Annotated in this window: 13 protein-coding genes, 3 tRNA genes and 1 pseudogene; all 17 read right to left on the reverse strand. The window is 68.1% G+C overall.

Features of this window, described 5'->3' with window-relative positions:
* Positions 1-53: 53 nt before the first annotated feature.
* Entirely contained in the window at positions 54-3,485 is a 3,432-nt protein-coding gene (rpoB, locus tag ACWEFB_RS30580; protein WP_452290968.1) for a DNA-directed RNA polymerase subunit beta, read from the reverse strand.
* A 585-nt stretch (positions 3,486-4,070) separates the two neighbouring features.
* On the reverse strand, positions 4,071-4,457 hold the full coding sequence (rplL, locus tag ACWEFB_RS30585; RefSeq protein ID WP_452290970.1) for a 50S ribosomal protein L7/L12: 387 nt from the start codon (positions 4,455-4,457) through the stop codon (positions 4,071-4,073).
* Positions 4,458-4,514: 57 nt separating this feature from the next.
* The gene (rplJ, locus tag ACWEFB_RS30590) at positions 4,515-5,060 is read right to left on the reverse strand and encodes a 50S ribosomal protein L10 (protein WP_326561104.1); all 546 of its coding nucleotides are present in this window, start codon (positions 5,058-5,060) and stop codon (positions 4,515-4,517) included.
* 309 nt (positions 5,061-5,369) lie between these two features.
* Positions 5,370-6,062: a hypothetical protein gene (locus ACWEFB_RS30595; RefSeq protein ID WP_452290972.1), complete on the reverse strand. Its 693-nt coding sequence runs from the start codon at positions 6,060-6,062 to the stop codon at positions 5,370-5,372.
* Positions 6,059-6,895 (reverse strand): ABC transporter ATP-binding protein, encoded by an 837-nt coding sequence (locus tag ACWEFB_RS30600; protein ID WP_452290974.1) that lies wholly within the window; start codon positions 6,893-6,895, stop codon positions 6,059-6,061. Before ACWEFB_RS30600 ends, ACWEFB_RS30595 begins: the two co-directional genes overlap by 4 nt.
* A 115-nt stretch (positions 6,896-7,010) precedes the next feature.
* Complete coding sequence (gene rplA / locus ACWEFB_RS30605) at positions 7,011-7,724, reverse strand: 50S ribosomal protein L1 (protein ID WP_326561107.1); 714 nt, start codon at positions 7,722-7,724, stop codon at positions 7,011-7,013.
* A gap of 89 nt (positions 7,725-7,813) precedes the next feature.
* On the reverse strand, positions 7,814-8,242 hold the full coding sequence (rplK, locus tag ACWEFB_RS30610) for a 50S ribosomal protein L11 (protein ID WP_329107110.1): 429 nt from the start codon (positions 8,240-8,242) through the stop codon (positions 7,814-7,816).
* A gap of 200 nt (positions 8,243-8,442) precedes the next feature.
* Positions 8,443-9,174, reverse strand: a complete 732-nt coding sequence (gene nusG / locus ACWEFB_RS30615) for a transcription termination/antitermination protein NusG (RefSeq protein WP_326561109.1) — start codon at positions 9,172-9,174, stop codon at positions 8,443-8,445.
* Between the two features lie 39 nt (positions 9,175-9,213).
* Complete coding sequence (gene secE, locus ACWEFB_RS30620; protein ID WP_326561110.1) at positions 9,214-9,609, reverse strand: preprotein translocase subunit SecE; 396 nt, start codon at positions 9,607-9,609, stop codon at positions 9,214-9,216.
* Between the two features lie 260 nt (positions 9,610-9,869).
* Positions 9,870-9,942, reverse strand: a tRNA-Trp gene (locus tag ACWEFB_RS30625).
* 196 nt (positions 9,943-10,138) lie between these two features.
* On the reverse strand, positions 10,139-10,540 hold the full coding sequence (locus ACWEFB_RS30630; RefSeq protein ID WP_452290977.1) for a MaoC family dehydratase: 402 nt from the start codon (positions 10,538-10,540) through the stop codon (positions 10,139-10,141).
* 1 nt (position 10,541) lies between these two features.
* A complete protein-coding gene (locus ACWEFB_RS30635) occupies positions 10,542-10,988 on the reverse strand; it encodes an FAS1-like dehydratase domain-containing protein (protein WP_452290979.1) in 447 nt (148 codons plus the stop codon).
* Between the two features lie 147 nt (positions 10,989-11,135).
* Entirely contained in the window at positions 11,136-11,303 is a 168-nt protein-coding gene (rpmG, locus tag ACWEFB_RS30640; RefSeq protein ID WP_013288652.1) for a 50S ribosomal protein L33, read from the reverse strand.
* A 130-nt stretch (positions 11,304-11,433) separates the two neighbouring features.
* Positions 11,434-11,506 (reverse strand) — tRNA-Met (locus ACWEFB_RS30645).
* Between the two features lie 26 nt (positions 11,507-11,532).
* Positions 11,533-11,605: transfer RNA gene (locus ACWEFB_RS30650), tRNA-Thr, on the reverse strand.
* Between the two features lie 112 nt (positions 11,606-11,717).
* Positions 11,718-14,281 (reverse strand): annotated as a pseudogene (locus ACWEFB_RS30655) (putative bifunctional diguanylate cyclase/phosphodiesterase).
* 58 nt (positions 14,282-14,339) lie between these two features.
* Positions 14,340-14,507, reverse strand: a complete 168-nt coding sequence (locus ACWEFB_RS30660) for a hypothetical protein (protein WP_452290981.1) — start codon at positions 14,505-14,507, stop codon at positions 14,340-14,342.
* Between the last annotated feature and the right edge of the window lie 675 nt (positions 14,508-15,182).

Genomic DNA, 15,182 nt, shown 5'->3' on the forward strand with positions numbered 1-15,182 from the left:
CTTGGCTTCCGGAGGGGTTGGGGGCCGGATGACCCGGCCCCCAACCCTCAACCTCAAACTTCCTCGACCGAGCTCGGCTCGCGCCGGGACAGGTCGATGCCAAGTTCCTCCGCCGCCCGGAACACCTCGTCGTCGGTCTCGCGCATTTCCAGGGCCACGCCGTCGCTGGAGAGCACCTCAACATTCAGGCACAGCGACTGCAGTTCCTTGAGCAGCACCTTGAACGACTCCGGGATACCCGGCTCGGGAATGTTCTCGCCCTTGACGATCGCCTCGTAGACCTTGACCCGGCCCAGGACGTCGTCGGACTTGATCGTCAGCAACTCCTGCAGGGCGTACGCGGCTCCGTACGCCTGCATCGCCCAGCACTCCATCTCGCCGAACCGCTGGCCACCGAACTGCGCCTTACCACCCAGCGGCTGCTGCGTGATCATCGAGTACGGTCCGGTCGACCGAGCGTGGATCTTGTCGTCGACCAGGTGGTTCAGCTTCAGGATGTAGATGTAGCCGACCGCGATCGGGTCCGGCAGCGGTTCACCGGAGCGACCGTCGAACAGCTGCGCCTTACCGCTCGCACCGATGAGCTGCTTGCCGTCCCGGTTGGGCAGGGTCGACGAGAGCAGACCGGCGATCTCCTCCTCGCGGGCACCGTCGAAGACCGGCGTCGCGACGTTGGTGTCCGGCACCGAGGTGTCGGCCTCGATGGCGCGCAGGTTCCGCTTCCACTCGGCGTCGTCACCCTCGACCTGCCACCCGGTCTTGGCCACCCAGCCAAGGTGGGTCTCCAGCACCTGACCGATGTTCATCCGGCTCGGCACACCGAGCGGGTTGAGCACGATGTCGACCGGGGTGCCGTCCTCCAGGAACGGCATGTCCTCGACCGGCAGGATCTTGGAGATGACACCCTTGTTGCCGTGCCGGCCGGCGAGCTTGTCGCCGTCCTGGATCTTCCGCTTCTGGGCCACGTAGACGCGGACCAGCTCGTTGACCCCCGGCGGCAGCTCGTCGCCGTCCTCGCGGGAGAAGGTACGCACACCGATGACCGTGCCGGTCTCGCCGTGCGGCACCTTCAGCGAGGTGTCCCGGACCTCACGCGCCTTCTCACCGAAGATCGCGCGGAGCAGACGCTCCTCCGGGGTCAGCTCGGTCTCGCCCTTGGGCGTGACCTTGCCGACCAGGATGTCACCGGGCACGACCTCCGCACCGATCCGGATGATGCCGCGCTCGTCGAGGTCGGCGAGCATTTCCTCGCTGACGTTCGGGATGTCGCGGGTGATCTCCTCCGGGCCCAGCTTGGTGTCGCGGGCGTCGACCTCGTGCTCCTCGATGTGGATCGAGGTGAGGGCGTCCTGCTGCACGAGGCGCTGCGACAGGATGATCGCGTCCTCGTAGTTGTGACCCTCCCAGGGCATGAACGCCACGAGCAGGTTGCGCCCGAGCGCCATCTCGCCCTCGTCGGTGCAGGGACCGTCGGCGATGACCTGACCGGCCTCGACGCGGTCGCCCTCGAAGACGACCGGCTTCTGGTTGACGCAGGAGCCGGCGTTGGAGCGGCGGAACTTGTGCAGCAGGTAGGTGCGGCGGTGACCGTCGTCCTGGTGCACCGTCACGTAGTCGGCGCACAGGTCCTCGACCACGCCGCCGACCTCGGCGACGACCACGTCACCGGCGTCGACCGCGGCCCGGTACTCCATGCCCGTACCGACGAGCGGCGCCTCGGCCTTGACCAGCGGCACCGCCTGGCGCTGCATGTTCGCGCCCATCAGTGCCCGGTTGGCGTCGTCGTGCTCGAGGAACGGGATCATGGCGGTCGCGACCGACACCATCTGGCGCGGCGAGACGTCCATGTAGTCGACCGCGGTGGGGGCGACGTAGTCGACCTCACCACCCTTCCGACGAACCAGGACCCGGTCCTCGGCGAAGTGACCGTCGGCCCGCAACGGGGCGTTGGCCTGTGCCTTGACGTACCGGTCTTCCTCGTCCGCGGTCAGGTAGTCGATCTGGTCGGTGACCTGACCCTCGACGACCTTGCGGTACGGCGTCTCGATGAACCCGAAGGGGTTGACCCGCCCGAAGGTGGACAACGCGCCGATCAGGCCGATGTTCGGGCCTTCCGGCGTCTCGATCGGGCACATCCGGCCGTAGTGCGACGGGTGCACGTCCCGGACCTCGAAGCCGGCCCGCTCACGGGACAGACCACCCGGGCCGAGCGCGCTCAGCCGGCGCCGGTGGGTAAGACCCGCCAGCGGGTTGGTCTGGTCCATGAACTGGGACAGCTGCGACGTACCGAAGAACTCCTTGATCGCCGCCACCACCGGGCGGATGTTGATCAGGGTCTGCGGCGTGATCGCCTCGACGTCCTGGGTGGTCATCCGCTCGCGGACGACCCGCTCCATCCGGGAAAGACCGACCCGGACCTGGTTCTGGATCAGCTCGCCCACGGTACGCAGCCGCCGGTTGCCGAAGTGGTCGATGTCGTCGGCCTCGTAGCCCTCCTCACCGGCGTGCAGCCGGCAGAGGTACTCCACGGTGGCGACAACGTCGTCCTCGGTCAGCGTGCCGGTGGTGATCGGCACCTGCAGTTCGAGCTTCTTGTTGAACTTGTAACGGCCGACCTTGGCTACGTCATACCGCTTCGGGTTGAAGAAGAGGTTGTCGAGCAGGGTCTGGGCGTTCTCGCGCGTCGGCGGCTCACCCGGCCGCAGCTTGCGGTAGATGTCGAGCAGCGCCTCGTCCACCCCGGCGATGTGGTCCTTCTCCAGGGTGGTCATCATCAGCTCGGACCAGCCGAACCGCTCGCGGATCTGCTCGCCGGTCCAACCGATCGCCTTGAGCAGGACGGTGACGGCCTGCCGGCGCTTACGGTCGATGCGGACACCGACCGTATCTCTCTTGTCGATGTCGAACTCCAGCCAGGCACCCCGGCTAGGGATGACCTTGACGCTGGAGAGGTCGCGGTCGGAGGTCTTGTCCGGCTGCTTGTCGAAGTACACGCCCGGAGACCGGACGAGCTGGCTGACCACGACGCGCTCGGTGCCGTTGATGATGAAGGTGCCCTTCGGCGTCATCATCGGGAAGTCACCCATGAACACGGTCTGGCTCTTGATCTCGCCAGTGGTGTTGTTGGTGAACTCCGCGGTCACGAACAGCGGCGCGCAGTAGGTCAGGTCCTTCTCCTTGCACTCCTCGATCGAGGCCTTGACCTCGTCGAAGCGCGGAGCGGAGAAGGACAACGACATGGTGCCGGAGAAGTCCTCAATGGGGCTGATCTCGTCGAGGATCTCCGCGAGACCCGAGCGTGCGTGCGGGTCGTCGGCCGACCGGCCCTGCCAAGCCTCGTTGCCAACCAGCCAGTCAAATGACTCGTTCTGGATGGCGAGGAGGTTGGGGACCTCGAGGTGTTCGGTAATCCTGCCGAATGAGATTCGGCGGGGCGCGAATGCGCTCGACGTACGACTGGTCTTCGCAGGGCGGGAAGCTGCCAAGATGCGTCCTTCCGAGGACCGGTGCTGCAGAACGGCTGTTTCGCGTGCACTCCAATGACCCCACTAGAAATATCCACAATCGGACATTCCGAGCAGGGGTCAAGTCGGAAGGCAGCGCAAACTAGCAGTGTAGCCGAGCGGCTAACCGCTGTCCAGCCCGGCGCGGCAGAACGTTGCGAAACGTGCCGAGGCCCGAGGCCGCCACGCGTTCAGATACGCGCTCGCACGTCTTTCGCACGCTCCCCGCGGGCCACCGGGAGCGTCGACAGCGGGTGCTGCCGGCACGACCCAGGTGATGGCCGTCGCAAGCGCGGAAGGTCTTGCTGTGTCAGCGTGCCTGCCCGTGCCCTGCCCCGTCAAGGGCTGGAACCCCGGTCAACCAACGTCTTTCCCCCGACAGTCCCGGTCCACACCCCGTCCGGCACCCGGGTCGGTACGCCAAAGCCCTGATCACCTGCTGTCAGCAGACAGCAGCGGGCGGCGATCCGATCCCGGACCGCCGCCCACGACGACGCGATGTGCGTCAGCTCACGTGTACGGGTGGCGCTGGCGCCAGCGCCACCCGTGATCGTGCGCTGGATGGAACTACTTGAGGGTGACCTTCGCGCCCTCGGCCTCGAGCTTGGCCTTGGCCTTGTCCGCGGTCTCCTTGTTGACCTTCTCGACGACGGCCTTGGGGGCGGCCTCGACGAGGTCCTTGGCCTCCTTCAGGCCCAGGCCGGTCAGCTCACGCACGACCTTGATGACCTGGATCTTCTTGCCGCCGTCAGCCTCGAGGATGACGTCGAACTCGTCCTGCTCCGGCTCGGCCTCGGCGGTCGCGGCGGCAGCGCCACCGGCAACGCCCACGGCGACCGGCGCGGCCGCGGTGACCTCGAAGGTCGTCTCGAACTGCTTCACGAACTCCGACAGCTCGATCAGCGTCATTTCCTTGAACGCGTCGAGCAGCTCGTCGGTGCTGAGCTTCGCCATAACTGGCGTCCTTTCCTCGTACTTTCGAAAGTTGATCGGGTGCGCTCGAGCCGGCCGTCAGGCCTGCTCGGCGCCCTCCTTCTCGAGCTTGTCCTGCAACGCCGCAGCCAGGCGGGCGGTCTTGGACAGCGGCGCCTGGAACAGCGCCGCGGCCTTGCTCAGGTTGCCCTTCATCGCGCCGGCCAGCTTGGCCAGCAGCACCTCACGGGACTCGAGGTCGGCGAGCTTGGTGACCTCGTCCGCGGTGATGGCCCGACCCTCGAAGACGCCACCCTTGATGACGAGCTTCGGGTTGGCCTTCGCGAAGTCCCGGAGACCCTTCGCCGCCTCGACGACGTCGCCGCCGACGAAGGTCAACGCGGTAGGACCGGTGAACAGCTCATCGAGACCCTGGATACCAGCGTCCGTCGCAGCGCGCTTGGCCAGCGTGTTCTTGGTGATCGAGTAGGTCGTCTCCCGACCCAGCGAGCGCCGCAGCTGAGTCAGCTGGGCGACCGTCAGGCCGCGGTACTCGGTCAGCACGGTGGCACCCGAGCTACGGAAGCTCTCGGTGAGTTCGGCAACGGCCGTGGCCTTGTCGGCCCGAACCGGCTTGTCCGCCATGTCCCTCCTCTCTCATTGCTAAAGGCTGGTTACCTTCGTGAAAGGTAGGAAGGAACCGCCGCAACGAGAAACGCCCCGGCGCAGGGCGCACGGGGCGACAGGGTCACATGATCTTGACCGGCACGCTACCGTCTCCGCCTGCGCGGGCCGCCCGTCGAACGGGACCTTCAACCGTGCCTGAGCACGGTGGCCAGCGGTCTTTGGTGGTTACGTCCGCCCGAACCGAAGCCCAGACGACTTGTCAAGAGTACGGGACGAGCCCGCCACCACCAAATCAGTGACCGGGCGGGCTGGAACGGGTGAGCCAGGTCACGCCCGGTTCCGGCGCAGCCAGGCGTACAGGGCCAGGGCGGCGGCGCTCCAGAGCAGGGCGTGCCCGGTCAGCTCCACCACCCGCAGGCCGCTCGGACCCGACGTGATCGCCCGTGCGGTGGCCATCATCGGCGGCGCCACCCACGGGAGCACCGAGTCCCGCAGCCCGAACACGATCGCCCCGACCGCGCCGCCGACCAGGACCAGGACCCCGTACCGGGGGCTGTCGGTCGCGGCCCGGCTGGCCAGTGCGCCGAGGGCCACCGCCGCCGGCAGGACCAGCAGGTGCGCCCAGACCCCGAGCGTGATCCCCTGGGCCAGCGGCAGGTGCTCCGGCTTCTCCGGACCGGTGATGCCCCCGAGCGCCCAGGGCAGGACGAGCGCGATCAGCACGGTGCCGAGGCCCGCCACCGTGGCGGCAATCAGACCGGCGGCCAACTCCCGGCTCCGGCTGCCGATGGCGACCAGGGCCAGCCGGCGGGCCACGTCCGGCTCGACGTCGAGCAGGAGCTTGGTCTGCCAGGCCAGTACGGGGAACAGAACCACCGCGGAGACCCCGTACGCCTCCCCCGCCTGCGCCTGCCCGCCGCCGTAGAGCACACCCAGCACGACCAGCCCGGCGATCATCGGCGCGATCGCCCGACCGGTCCGGACGAATCCGGCCAGCCGCATCCGTACCAACGCGATCATGAGGCCAGCTCGCTCTCGGTCAGCCCACTACCGGTCGAACCGCTGCCGGTCGACTCCTCGCCGCCGGTCAACCCGCTGGGGGTCGACGGGGCCGGTGACGGTTCGGCGGCCCGTACCCGGATCACCTGGTGGCCGGCGGCGCGCAACGCGGCGACGGTGCCGGCAGCGTCGGCGGTCGGGACCGCGATCTCCACCACGGTGCTGCCGCCGCCCGGGGCCGGTCCTCCGACGGTGACCGTGCCGTCGGCGACCACCCAGTGCGCCGCCTGCGGCAGCCGCACCGTCTCGCCCCGGTGGTCACTCACCAGCACCGAGCCGCCCGCGTGCAGCACCTCGGCGATCAGATCCGGCACGATCTCCCGGGCGGTCGCGTCGAGCCCCTCCCAGGGCTCGTCCAAAACCAGAAGATCCGGCGGTACGAGCAGCGCCTGGGCAAGCCCGACCTTCTGTGCGGTGCCCTTGGACAGCTCCGGCAGCCGCACGTTCCGGTACCGGGCCACCCCGAGCCGTTCGGTCCACGCCGTGACCAGTCGCCCGGACTCGGCCGCGGACAGTCCACGCACCCGAGCCATCGCGGTCAGATACTGGTCGACGGTGAACGGCTGGTCGGCCGGGAAGCGCTCCGGCACCCAACCGACCACCCGAGGCCGGTCGCGTACGGCGCCCCGGGTCGGGCGGAGCACCCCGGCGGTTATCTGGAGCAGGGTGGACTTGCCGACCCCGTTGGGCCCCAGCACCACCGCCGCCTCGCCCGGCGCCAGGTCGAGCCCCACCGCCCGCAGCACCCAGGGAGCGCGCCGGCGGTACCGCAGCCAGACACCGTCGAGACGCATGGAGCCGAGCTTGCCAGATCCGGATACGCGTCGGGGCCCCACCCGTTGCTGGGTGGAGCCCCGACGCGGTTCGCGTTCGTCGACCTCGGGCCCTGACCGGGGCCCGCAGCGGTGACTAGGCCTCGGTCTCGCCCCGCAGGTTCTTCACCACGTTCGGGTCGACCGGCACGCCGGGGCCCATGGTGGTGGCGACGGTGACCTTCTTCAGGTACTTGCCCTTGGCCGCCGACGGCTTGGCACGCAGCACCTCGTCGAGGACCGCGGCGTAGTTGTCGATCAGCTGGGTCTCGGTGAAGGAGGCCTTGCCGATGATCAGGTGCAGGTTGGAGTGCTTGTCCACCCGGAAGGTGATCTTTCCACCCTTGATGTCCGAGACGGCCTTGGTGACGTCCATGGTCACGGTGCCGGTCTTCGGGTTCGGCATGAGGCCGCGCGGGCCCAGGATCCGCGCGATCCGGCCGATCTTGGCCATCTGGTCCGGCGTGGCGATCGCCGCGTCGAAGTCGAGCCAGCCTTCCTGAATCCGGGCGACCAGCTCGTCCGTGCCGACCTCGTCCGCACCGGCGGCAACGGCCTCGTCGGCCTTCGCGCCAGCGGCGAACACGATCACGCGGGCGGTCTTACCGGTGCCGTGCGGCAGGTTGACCACGCCGCGGACCATCTGGTCGGCCTTACGGGGGTCGACGCCGAGGCGCATCGCGACCTCAACCGTGGCGTCGAACTTCACCCTGCTGGTGTCCTTGGCGAGCTTGACCGCCTCGGCCGGGGTGTAGAGCTTGTCCCGGTCGATGACCTCGGTGGCCTTGCGGTAGTTCTTGCTGTGCTGCATCTCTGCCTACTCCTGTGGTGTCTGGCGGGTCGTGCCGTCGGCACGCCCTCCCACGAATTCCGAACTCGCCACGCTGAGGTGGAGAGTTGTCATTTGATGGTGATGCCCATCGACCGGGCGGTGCCGGCGATGATCTTCGCGGCCTGCTCCACGTCGTTCGCGTTGAGGTCGACCATCTTCTTCTCGGCGATCTCGCGGAGCTGCGCCTGGGTGATCGAGCCGACCTTCTCGCTCTGCGGCACGCCGGAGCCCTTGGCCACACCGGCGGCCTTGATCAGCAGTCGCGCGGCGGGCGGGGTCTTCAGCACGAAGCTGAAGCTCCGGTCCTCGAACACGCTGATCTCGGCGGGGACGATGTCACCACGCTGCGACTCGGTCTGCGAGTTGTACTGCTTGCAGAACTCCATGATGTTGACGCCGTGCTGACCCAGCGCCGGGCCGACCGGCGGAGCCGGAGTGGCCTGGCCTGCCGGCAGCTGAAGCGTGAACGTCTTGACGAGCTTCTTCTTCGGAGGCATGTCTCTTCCTGGGGCTTGATATCTGGTGAATGTGCACCGGACGTTGTCGGCACGGGGGCGCGCACGGTCAGCGCGACCAACGGGGCGACGTTCTAGGATAGCGCAGGCCGGAGCCCGGCCATCCGCCCAGGTCGCCGTCGAGGCCGAACAGACGGCGATGGGCGCCGAGCCCGACCGGACCCGACGCCCATCAACGAACGTCAGATCTTGGCGACCTGGTTGAAGTTGAGCTCGACCGGGGTCTCCCGACCGAAGATCGACACCAGCACCTTGAGCTTCTGCTGGTCCGGGTTGATCTCACTGATCGTCGCCGGCAACGAGGCGAAGGCACCGTCGGTCACGGTCACCGAGTCACCGACCTCGAAGTCGAGCACCCGAACCTCCGGCTTCGCCTTGCCGCCCTTGGTCTCGGCCTCGACCGCCGGAGCGAGCCACTTGAGCACCTCGTCCAGCGACAGCGGCGCCGGCCGGTCGACCCGGTCGGTCGCGCCCACGAAGCCGGTCACCCCCGGGGTGTTCCGGACGCAGGAGTAGGACTCCGCGGTCAGCTCCATCCGAACCAGGATGTAACCGGGGAAGACCTTCGCCTGGACCTGGTTCCGCTTGCCGTTCTTGACCTCGACCTCTTCCCGGGTCGGAACCTCGACCTGGAAGATGAACTCCTCCATGTCGAGGCTGGTGATCCGGGTCTCCAGGTTGGTCTTGACCTTGTTCTCGTAACCGGCGTAGGAGTGCACGACGTACCAGTCACCCGGCGCGTAGCGCAGCTTCTGCCGCAACTCAGCGACGGGGTCGTAGTCCTCGTCCGGCTCCGACTCGGTGATCTCATCGAAATCCGGCTCGCTGGCGGCCTCGACCGACTCGTCACCGGCCGCCGTCGCCACCGCGGACTGCTCGTCCGCGGGTCCGGCGGTCTCGTCGTACTCAGGCACGCTTGCTCACTTCCGTCACTATCAGCTGCGGCAGCTGGGTCAGCTGGGGTTACCGAAGACCCACAACACGCCCTGGGCGAACCCGTAGTCCAGCCCGGCCACGACCGTCAACATCACCGCGACGAAGACGACCACCACGGCGGTGTAGGTCAGCAGTTCCTTCCGGGTTGGCCAGATGACCTTACGCAGTTCGGCCACGACCTCGCGGAAGAACCGGGCGATCCGGCCGAAAAATCCCACCCGCTGGGTTTCCGACTTGGCCTTCGGCCGGCTGTCCGCCGACTCTGCCTTGGTCCGGGAACGGGTGGCGGTGCCACCGCGCGAGACCGGCTCCTCGCCCTCGTCGGCGTCATCGTCGATAGCGTCGTCGATCGTCTCGTCGTCAAGACGGTCGTCGTCCGCGGCGTCCTCGCCGCGCCGGTTGCTCTCGGCCACTTCGCCCTCCGTCGGGGGGTGCTGGGTTCGTACGTCGGGTGGACGCACGACACACTGGTCACGCCGACCGAGTACGAGTAACGCGCTCGGCCGAAACCCGGACCCTACCGTCCCCCGGGACGGGCCGCGGCCGGCGGAGCCGACGAAAGCTGCCTTCGGCGGGGCGACCCGCTCCAGAACAGCCCCGCCGATGCCACCACCACGGGACGATCGTCGCGCATCGGCGACTCCGACCCCCGGGAACGGTCAGGCCTAAGGCGCAGGGGTGACAGGACTTGAACCTGCAGCCTGCGGTTTTGGAGACCGCTGCTCTGCCAATTGAGCTACACCCCTGTGCGGGAAAGCCGTCCCTACTCGGGCGCGCACGCCTAAGTAGGGCCTACTTGCCCCACGGCGGACCAGTGTACGGGTAGACGACCGACTTTCCCAACCGGCCACCACCACCTGCCGAACACCCGCCACGCCGTGTGCCGAACACCCGCCACGCCGACCCGGCCGGGGCCGCGCGAGGGTGGCCGGAGATCGACCGTCAGGCGCCGGCGATCGGGCCCCGGATGGTCGCCCGCGCCTGCGCCAGCACCTTCTCACCGTGACAGGTCGCGGTCAGGTCCAGCCTGGTCAGGCCCGGCTCGGCGCCGTCGCGTACCACCGCGCGTACCTCGATCTCGGTGCCCTCGTCGTCGTCTGGCACCACCACCGGCCGGGTGAACCGGACGCCGTACTCGACCACCGCGGCGGGGTCACCGGCCCACTCGGTCACCGCGCGGCCGACCAGCGCCATGGTGAACATGCCGTGGGCGATCACGCCCGGCAGTCCCACCTTGGTCGCGAACCGGTCGCTCCAGTGGATCGGGTTGAAGTCGCCCGAGGCACCCGCGTAGCGGACCAGATCCGCCCGGGTGACCCGGAAGGTCTTGACCGGCAGCTCCACGTCAGCCCTCCCCGCGTACGACAAGCTTTGACCAGACGGTGACCACCGGTTCGCCGGCCACCGTCGAAACGTCGGTCCGGGTGGTCAGGAAATCGTGCCCACCGCGAGAGGTGATCTCCTCGACGGTGTTGACGCAGACCAGCTCGTCCCCGGCGATCACCGGGCGGGCGTACGCGAACCGCTGGTCGCCGTGGACCACCCGGCTGTAGTCGATGCCCAGCGCGGGGTCCTCGATGAGCTGCTGGCTCGCCGCCATCGTGATGATGACCGGAAAGGTCGGCGGGGCGACCACGTCGCCGTGTCCGAGCGCTCGCGCGGCCTCGGGATCATGGTACGCCGGATCGGTCGCGCCGATCGCGGTCGCGAACTCACGGATCTTCTCCCGTCCCACCCGGTAGGGGACGGTCGGCGGATAACTGCGGCCAACAAAAGACGGGTCCAACGACATGCCGCGAACCTACACTCCCGGATCCTCGATCACCGTTTGGCGAAATGCCGGTCGGAAAAACACGATCGCCGCACCGAAGGCGAAAACGCCCGATCGGTACGGCGATGTGGAAAGACTGCGTGGCCGGCGCTGGACCGGCCAGCGGTTCTAGCGGGTCTCGCGGTGAACGGTGTGCTTGCCGTCCCGGGGGCAGAACTTCTTCAGCTCGATACGGTCCGGGTCGTTACGACGGTTCTTACGCGTGATGTAGTTGCGCTCCTTGCACTCCACACACGCCAAAGTGATCTTCGGACGGACATCGGTCGCCTTCGCCACGGCGGAGTGCCTTCCTCGCTAAGGATCAACTACGACACAGCAGCGTACCTGCCTGCTGTGCGGACATGCAAAGTGGGCGCCACTTGGCGCCCTTCACTTCGGTTTCCGGACCGGGCCCGGGTGCCGAGAGTAGCGGTGGCCGGACTTGAACCGGCGACACAGCGATTATGAGCCGCTTGCTCTACCATCTGAGCTACACCGCCGCAGGCGGGTCCAGCTGAACCCTCTGAGCCCCCTTACGGAATCGAACCGTAGACCTTCTCCTTACCATGGAGACGCTCTGCCGACTGAGCTAAGGGGGCAACGCGATCTTGCTTTTGGCGCGCAGGGGTAAGAGTACACGGCGATCCAGCGGTGGGGAAATCGGATCCCCGGGGGTCGCATAGTGCCTGCCCACGGACCATCCGACGGCCCTCACGGCACCGCGCGCAGGCGCCGTACGTCGCTGGCGGCGGCCGTTTCCGGCTCCACCTGGGCACCGATCCACGCCTCCAGCCGCTCGTACGGCAGCGGCCTGCTGAACAGGAACCCCTGGCCGATCTGACAGCCGATGTCCTGCAGCAACTCCAGCGTCAACTCGCTCTCCACACCCTCGGCGACCACCGTGAGGCCGAACTGCTGGGAGAGCGTCACCACCGCGTTGACGATGGCCAGGTCCACCGGGTCGGTCGCCATGCCCTGCACGAACGAACGGTCGACCTTCACCTCGTCGACCGGCAACCGCCGTAGGTAGGACAGGGACGAGTAGCCGGTACCGAAGTCGTCCACCGACAGGCGTACGCCGACCTCGCGCAGCCGGCGCAGGGTCGGCATTGGACGGTTGGTCCCGTCCAGCACACCGGCTTCCTTGATCTCGAAGGTCAGCAGTTCCGGGGCGACGCCGTACTCGGCCAGCAGCTCCTGCACCCGGTCGGGGAAGTGCTGGTCGATCAGCGTACGGGCGGAGAGGTTGACCGACACGGCGAGCGAGCCGCCGTCGGCGGTCCAGTCCCGGCTGCGTCGCAGCCCCTCCCGGAGCACCGCCTCGGTCAGCCGCTCCAACTGGCCGGTGTGCTCCGCGACCGCCACGAAGTCCTCCGGCGAGACCGGACCGTGTGCCGGATGCTCCCAGCGGGCCAGGCACTCGACCCCGACCAGGCGCCGGTCGTCGAGGGTCACCTTCGGCTGGAAATAGACCTCCAGCTCACCGTTGTCCAGAGCCCGACGCAGGTCGCCCGCGAGGCCCAGGCGGTGCATGGAGCGGGACTCCAGGGCCGGATTGAACAACTGGATACTGCCCGGGGTCGACTTCGCCGCGGTGGCCGCCAGGTCGACCCGGCGCAGCAGCGTCTCCGGGTCGTTGCCGTGATCCGGATGGACCGCCACCCCGACCGCGGTGTCGACGTCGAGGACCAACGTGCCGAAGACCATCTGGTCCTGGATCTGCTCGCGCAGCTCGGCGGCCAGCTCGGTGGCCGCCTCGGCGTTCTCCGCCCGCAGGGTGACCAGGAACTCGTCCCCGCCGATCCGGCCGACCAGGGCGGCCGCCGGCGCGCAGGAACGCAGCCGGGAGGCGACCTCGGTGAGCACCTCGTCACCGGCCGCGTGCCCGAGTGACTCGTTGACCTGGCGCAGCCCGTCGACGTCGAAGAGGAGGACCGCGACCACCTCACCCGGCGCCCGGACCCGTACCGCCTCTTCGAGCGCCTCGGTCATCCGGCGCCGGTTCGGCAGGTTGACCAGCCCGTCGTGGTACGCGTCGTGGCGCAACCGGTCGACCAGCCGGGAGTTCTCCAGGGCGACCGCGACGTGTGCCGCGATCGTCTCGAAGACGGGTACGTCACCGGGGAGGAAGTGGGTGCTGTCGCTGAGGCGGTTGACCACCTCCAGGGTGCCGATCACCGCCTGACCGGAGCGGAGCGGAGCCACGATGACGTCCTTCGCGCCGTCCGCGCGCAGGGCCGCCCGCACCTCCTCGTCGCCGTCCAGCCGTCCGCCCACCGCGACGGTCCGCTTCTCCTGTACGGCCAGCCGCCGGGCGATCAGGGGCGTCCGGCCCAGGTCCAGCAGACCGGGTCGTCGACCCGCGCGGTGAGCAGCACCTCGGGATGCCGACCCTGGGCCGGTAGCCAGAGGGTGGCGTACTCGGCCTGCATCAGTGACCGGACCCGGCCCAGCATGACGTCCGTGAGGGTGCCGTCCTGCCCACTCTGGGTCATCGCCCGGGTGAGGTCGTACATGTCCGCGAGTGTGCGGTGCTGCCGGAAGAACTGCGCGTAGGACTTGCCCACCAGGGCGAGCCCGCTGGCGAGCAGTGCCAGCAGAAGCAGTGACCACCACGTGCTGACCAGCGCGATCAGCACGATCAGGCCCACCGAGACGTTGGCCCCCGCGACGACCAGGTTGGGCGCCGCGGTCCGGGTCATCTCCCAACCCGCCTGGGCGCCCTGGATGAGGGTCACCACGCCGATTACCGCGACGAAGGTGACCAGGGTGATCGTGCTGACCGCGATGAAGAGGTTGGCCAGGGTCCTCGGTCCGGCGTCCGTCATCGGCGGCAGTGCCTGGAGCACCAGGCCGGCCAGCGAGGTGGCGGCCGCGGTCTTGGCCACGTTGAAGGACGCCTTCGCCATTCCGACCCGGCGTCGGAGCTGGCTGATCAGGGTCGCCAAGGTGAAGATCAGCACCACGGTCAGTGGCTGGAGGTAGAACAGCGCCAGCACCAGCGGGATCTCGGTGAGCGTGGCGATGATCGCCTGGCGCCGGATGACGAAGTGGAGGGTCGACCCCTCGGTCACCACCATGAAAACCAGCAGGGCGGCGGCGACCACCCAGGCACCGACCGGATGATCGATCCGCCCGACGAGCCGTTCGGTGCCGCCGTCGCCGGCGAGGATCCCGAGCCCTGTCGACCAGATCACTGCGAGAATCGCCAGTGGTCCGGTGATGAACCAGGCGCGCTCAGCGGATCGTCGTGGCGCTGATTGCCGCCCGGCCATACCGCTCCCTAGGGGTCGCGTTCCTGCGGTCCCCGTCAACCGGGCCCGCGAGGTCTATCTAGAGGTGGCCCCCGACGGCCTGTAGCACAACCGCGCCCGCGCCGAGACCCCAGTCGTAGGTGTCCTGGGTGAAGAACATGGTCTCGCCGGTGCCGTGCACTGCCATGAAGAGAGCCGTCAGCGCAAGGGCCGAGCCAAGCAGCCGACCCAGCCATCGTGCGGGCATCGTTCGCTCCTGTCGAAAACATGACGGAGAAGAGGTGGAGGTTCCATGATGGTGCCACAGCTACGGGAGGCAGCAAAGCGGTACGGGCCTGCCGCGCCGCCGATCCGGCAAATTCCAACCGAACGGTAGGGACAACTCCACCGGCCGGCCGCAACCCCATGTGCCACAGAACGCCGACTTGGTGCGGGTAGCGCACGAAGTGAACTACTCCTCGAATCAGAAAACACGGACTAAATCGCGCCGCTCCTCATAATCGACCTAACGAACTTATGCCCTCAACACTCCCCATATCGGACGGTCCCGACCCCGGTCGGGCCCGCGTCGTGGACCCCCACACCGGCCCTCCAAGCCGTAGCCCCGCACGTCAACGCAACGCTCACCGACCAACACGGCGCGTGGCAGTCGGGGCGACCAGGCGGGCACGGTCCACCTCCGGGTTGCCGATCGGTGACCGATTCATGCCAACCGCGCGCCGCGTACGCGAAGGCCGGCGCATCGGAGATGACAACAGTCCGTGCCGGTTCCGGGAACCAATCACCAGTGGGTATTCGTCGCCTTTGGGATCGGTGATTGAGTCGGTCGCGTCAACCGATAAGGACAAGGCCGCCGGGACGGCATCACGATGAGTGGTCAAATCAGCACGATGGTTAGTGGGGACATCGTCCGTACGACCGG

This window comes from Micromonospora sp. NPDC004704 (genome assembly GCF_053601675.1).

What these genes read in the sequence shown, in the direction of transcription:
- rplL (WP_452290970.1), bottom strand. Translation starts at nt 4,457, where the DNA reads ATGGCGAAGCTCAGCACCGACGAGCTGCTCGACGCGTTCAAGGAAATG.
- rplJ (WP_326561104.1), bottom strand. Translation starts at nt 5,060, where the DNA reads ATGGCGGACAAGCCGGTTCGGGCCGACAAGGCCACGGCCGTTGCCGAA.
- ACWEFB_RS30595 (WP_452290972.1), bottom strand. Translation starts at nt 6,062, where the DNA reads ATGATCGCGTTGGTACGGATGCGGCTGGCCGGATTCGTCCGGACCGGT.
- ACWEFB_RS30600 (WP_452290974.1), bottom strand. Translation starts at nt 6,895, where the DNA reads ATGCGTCTCGACGGTGTCTGGCTGCGGTACCGCCGGCGCGCTCCCTGG.
- rplA (WP_326561107.1), bottom strand. Translation starts at nt 7,724, where the DNA reads ATGCAGCACAGCAAGAACTACCGCAAGGCCACCGAGGTCATCGACCGG.
- rplK (WP_329107110.1), bottom strand. Translation starts at nt 8,242, where the DNA reads ATGCCTCCGAAGAAGAAGCTCGTCAAGACGTTCACGCTTCAGCTGCCG.
- ACWEFB_RS30635 (WP_452290979.1), bottom strand. Translation starts at nt 10,988, where the DNA reads ATGTCGTTGGACCCGTCTTTTGTTGGCCGCAGTTATCCGCCGACCGTC.
- ACWEFB_RS30660 (WP_452290981.1), bottom strand. Translation starts at nt 14,507, where the DNA reads ATGCCCGCACGATGGCTGGGTCGGCTGCTTGGCTCGGCCCTTGCGCTG.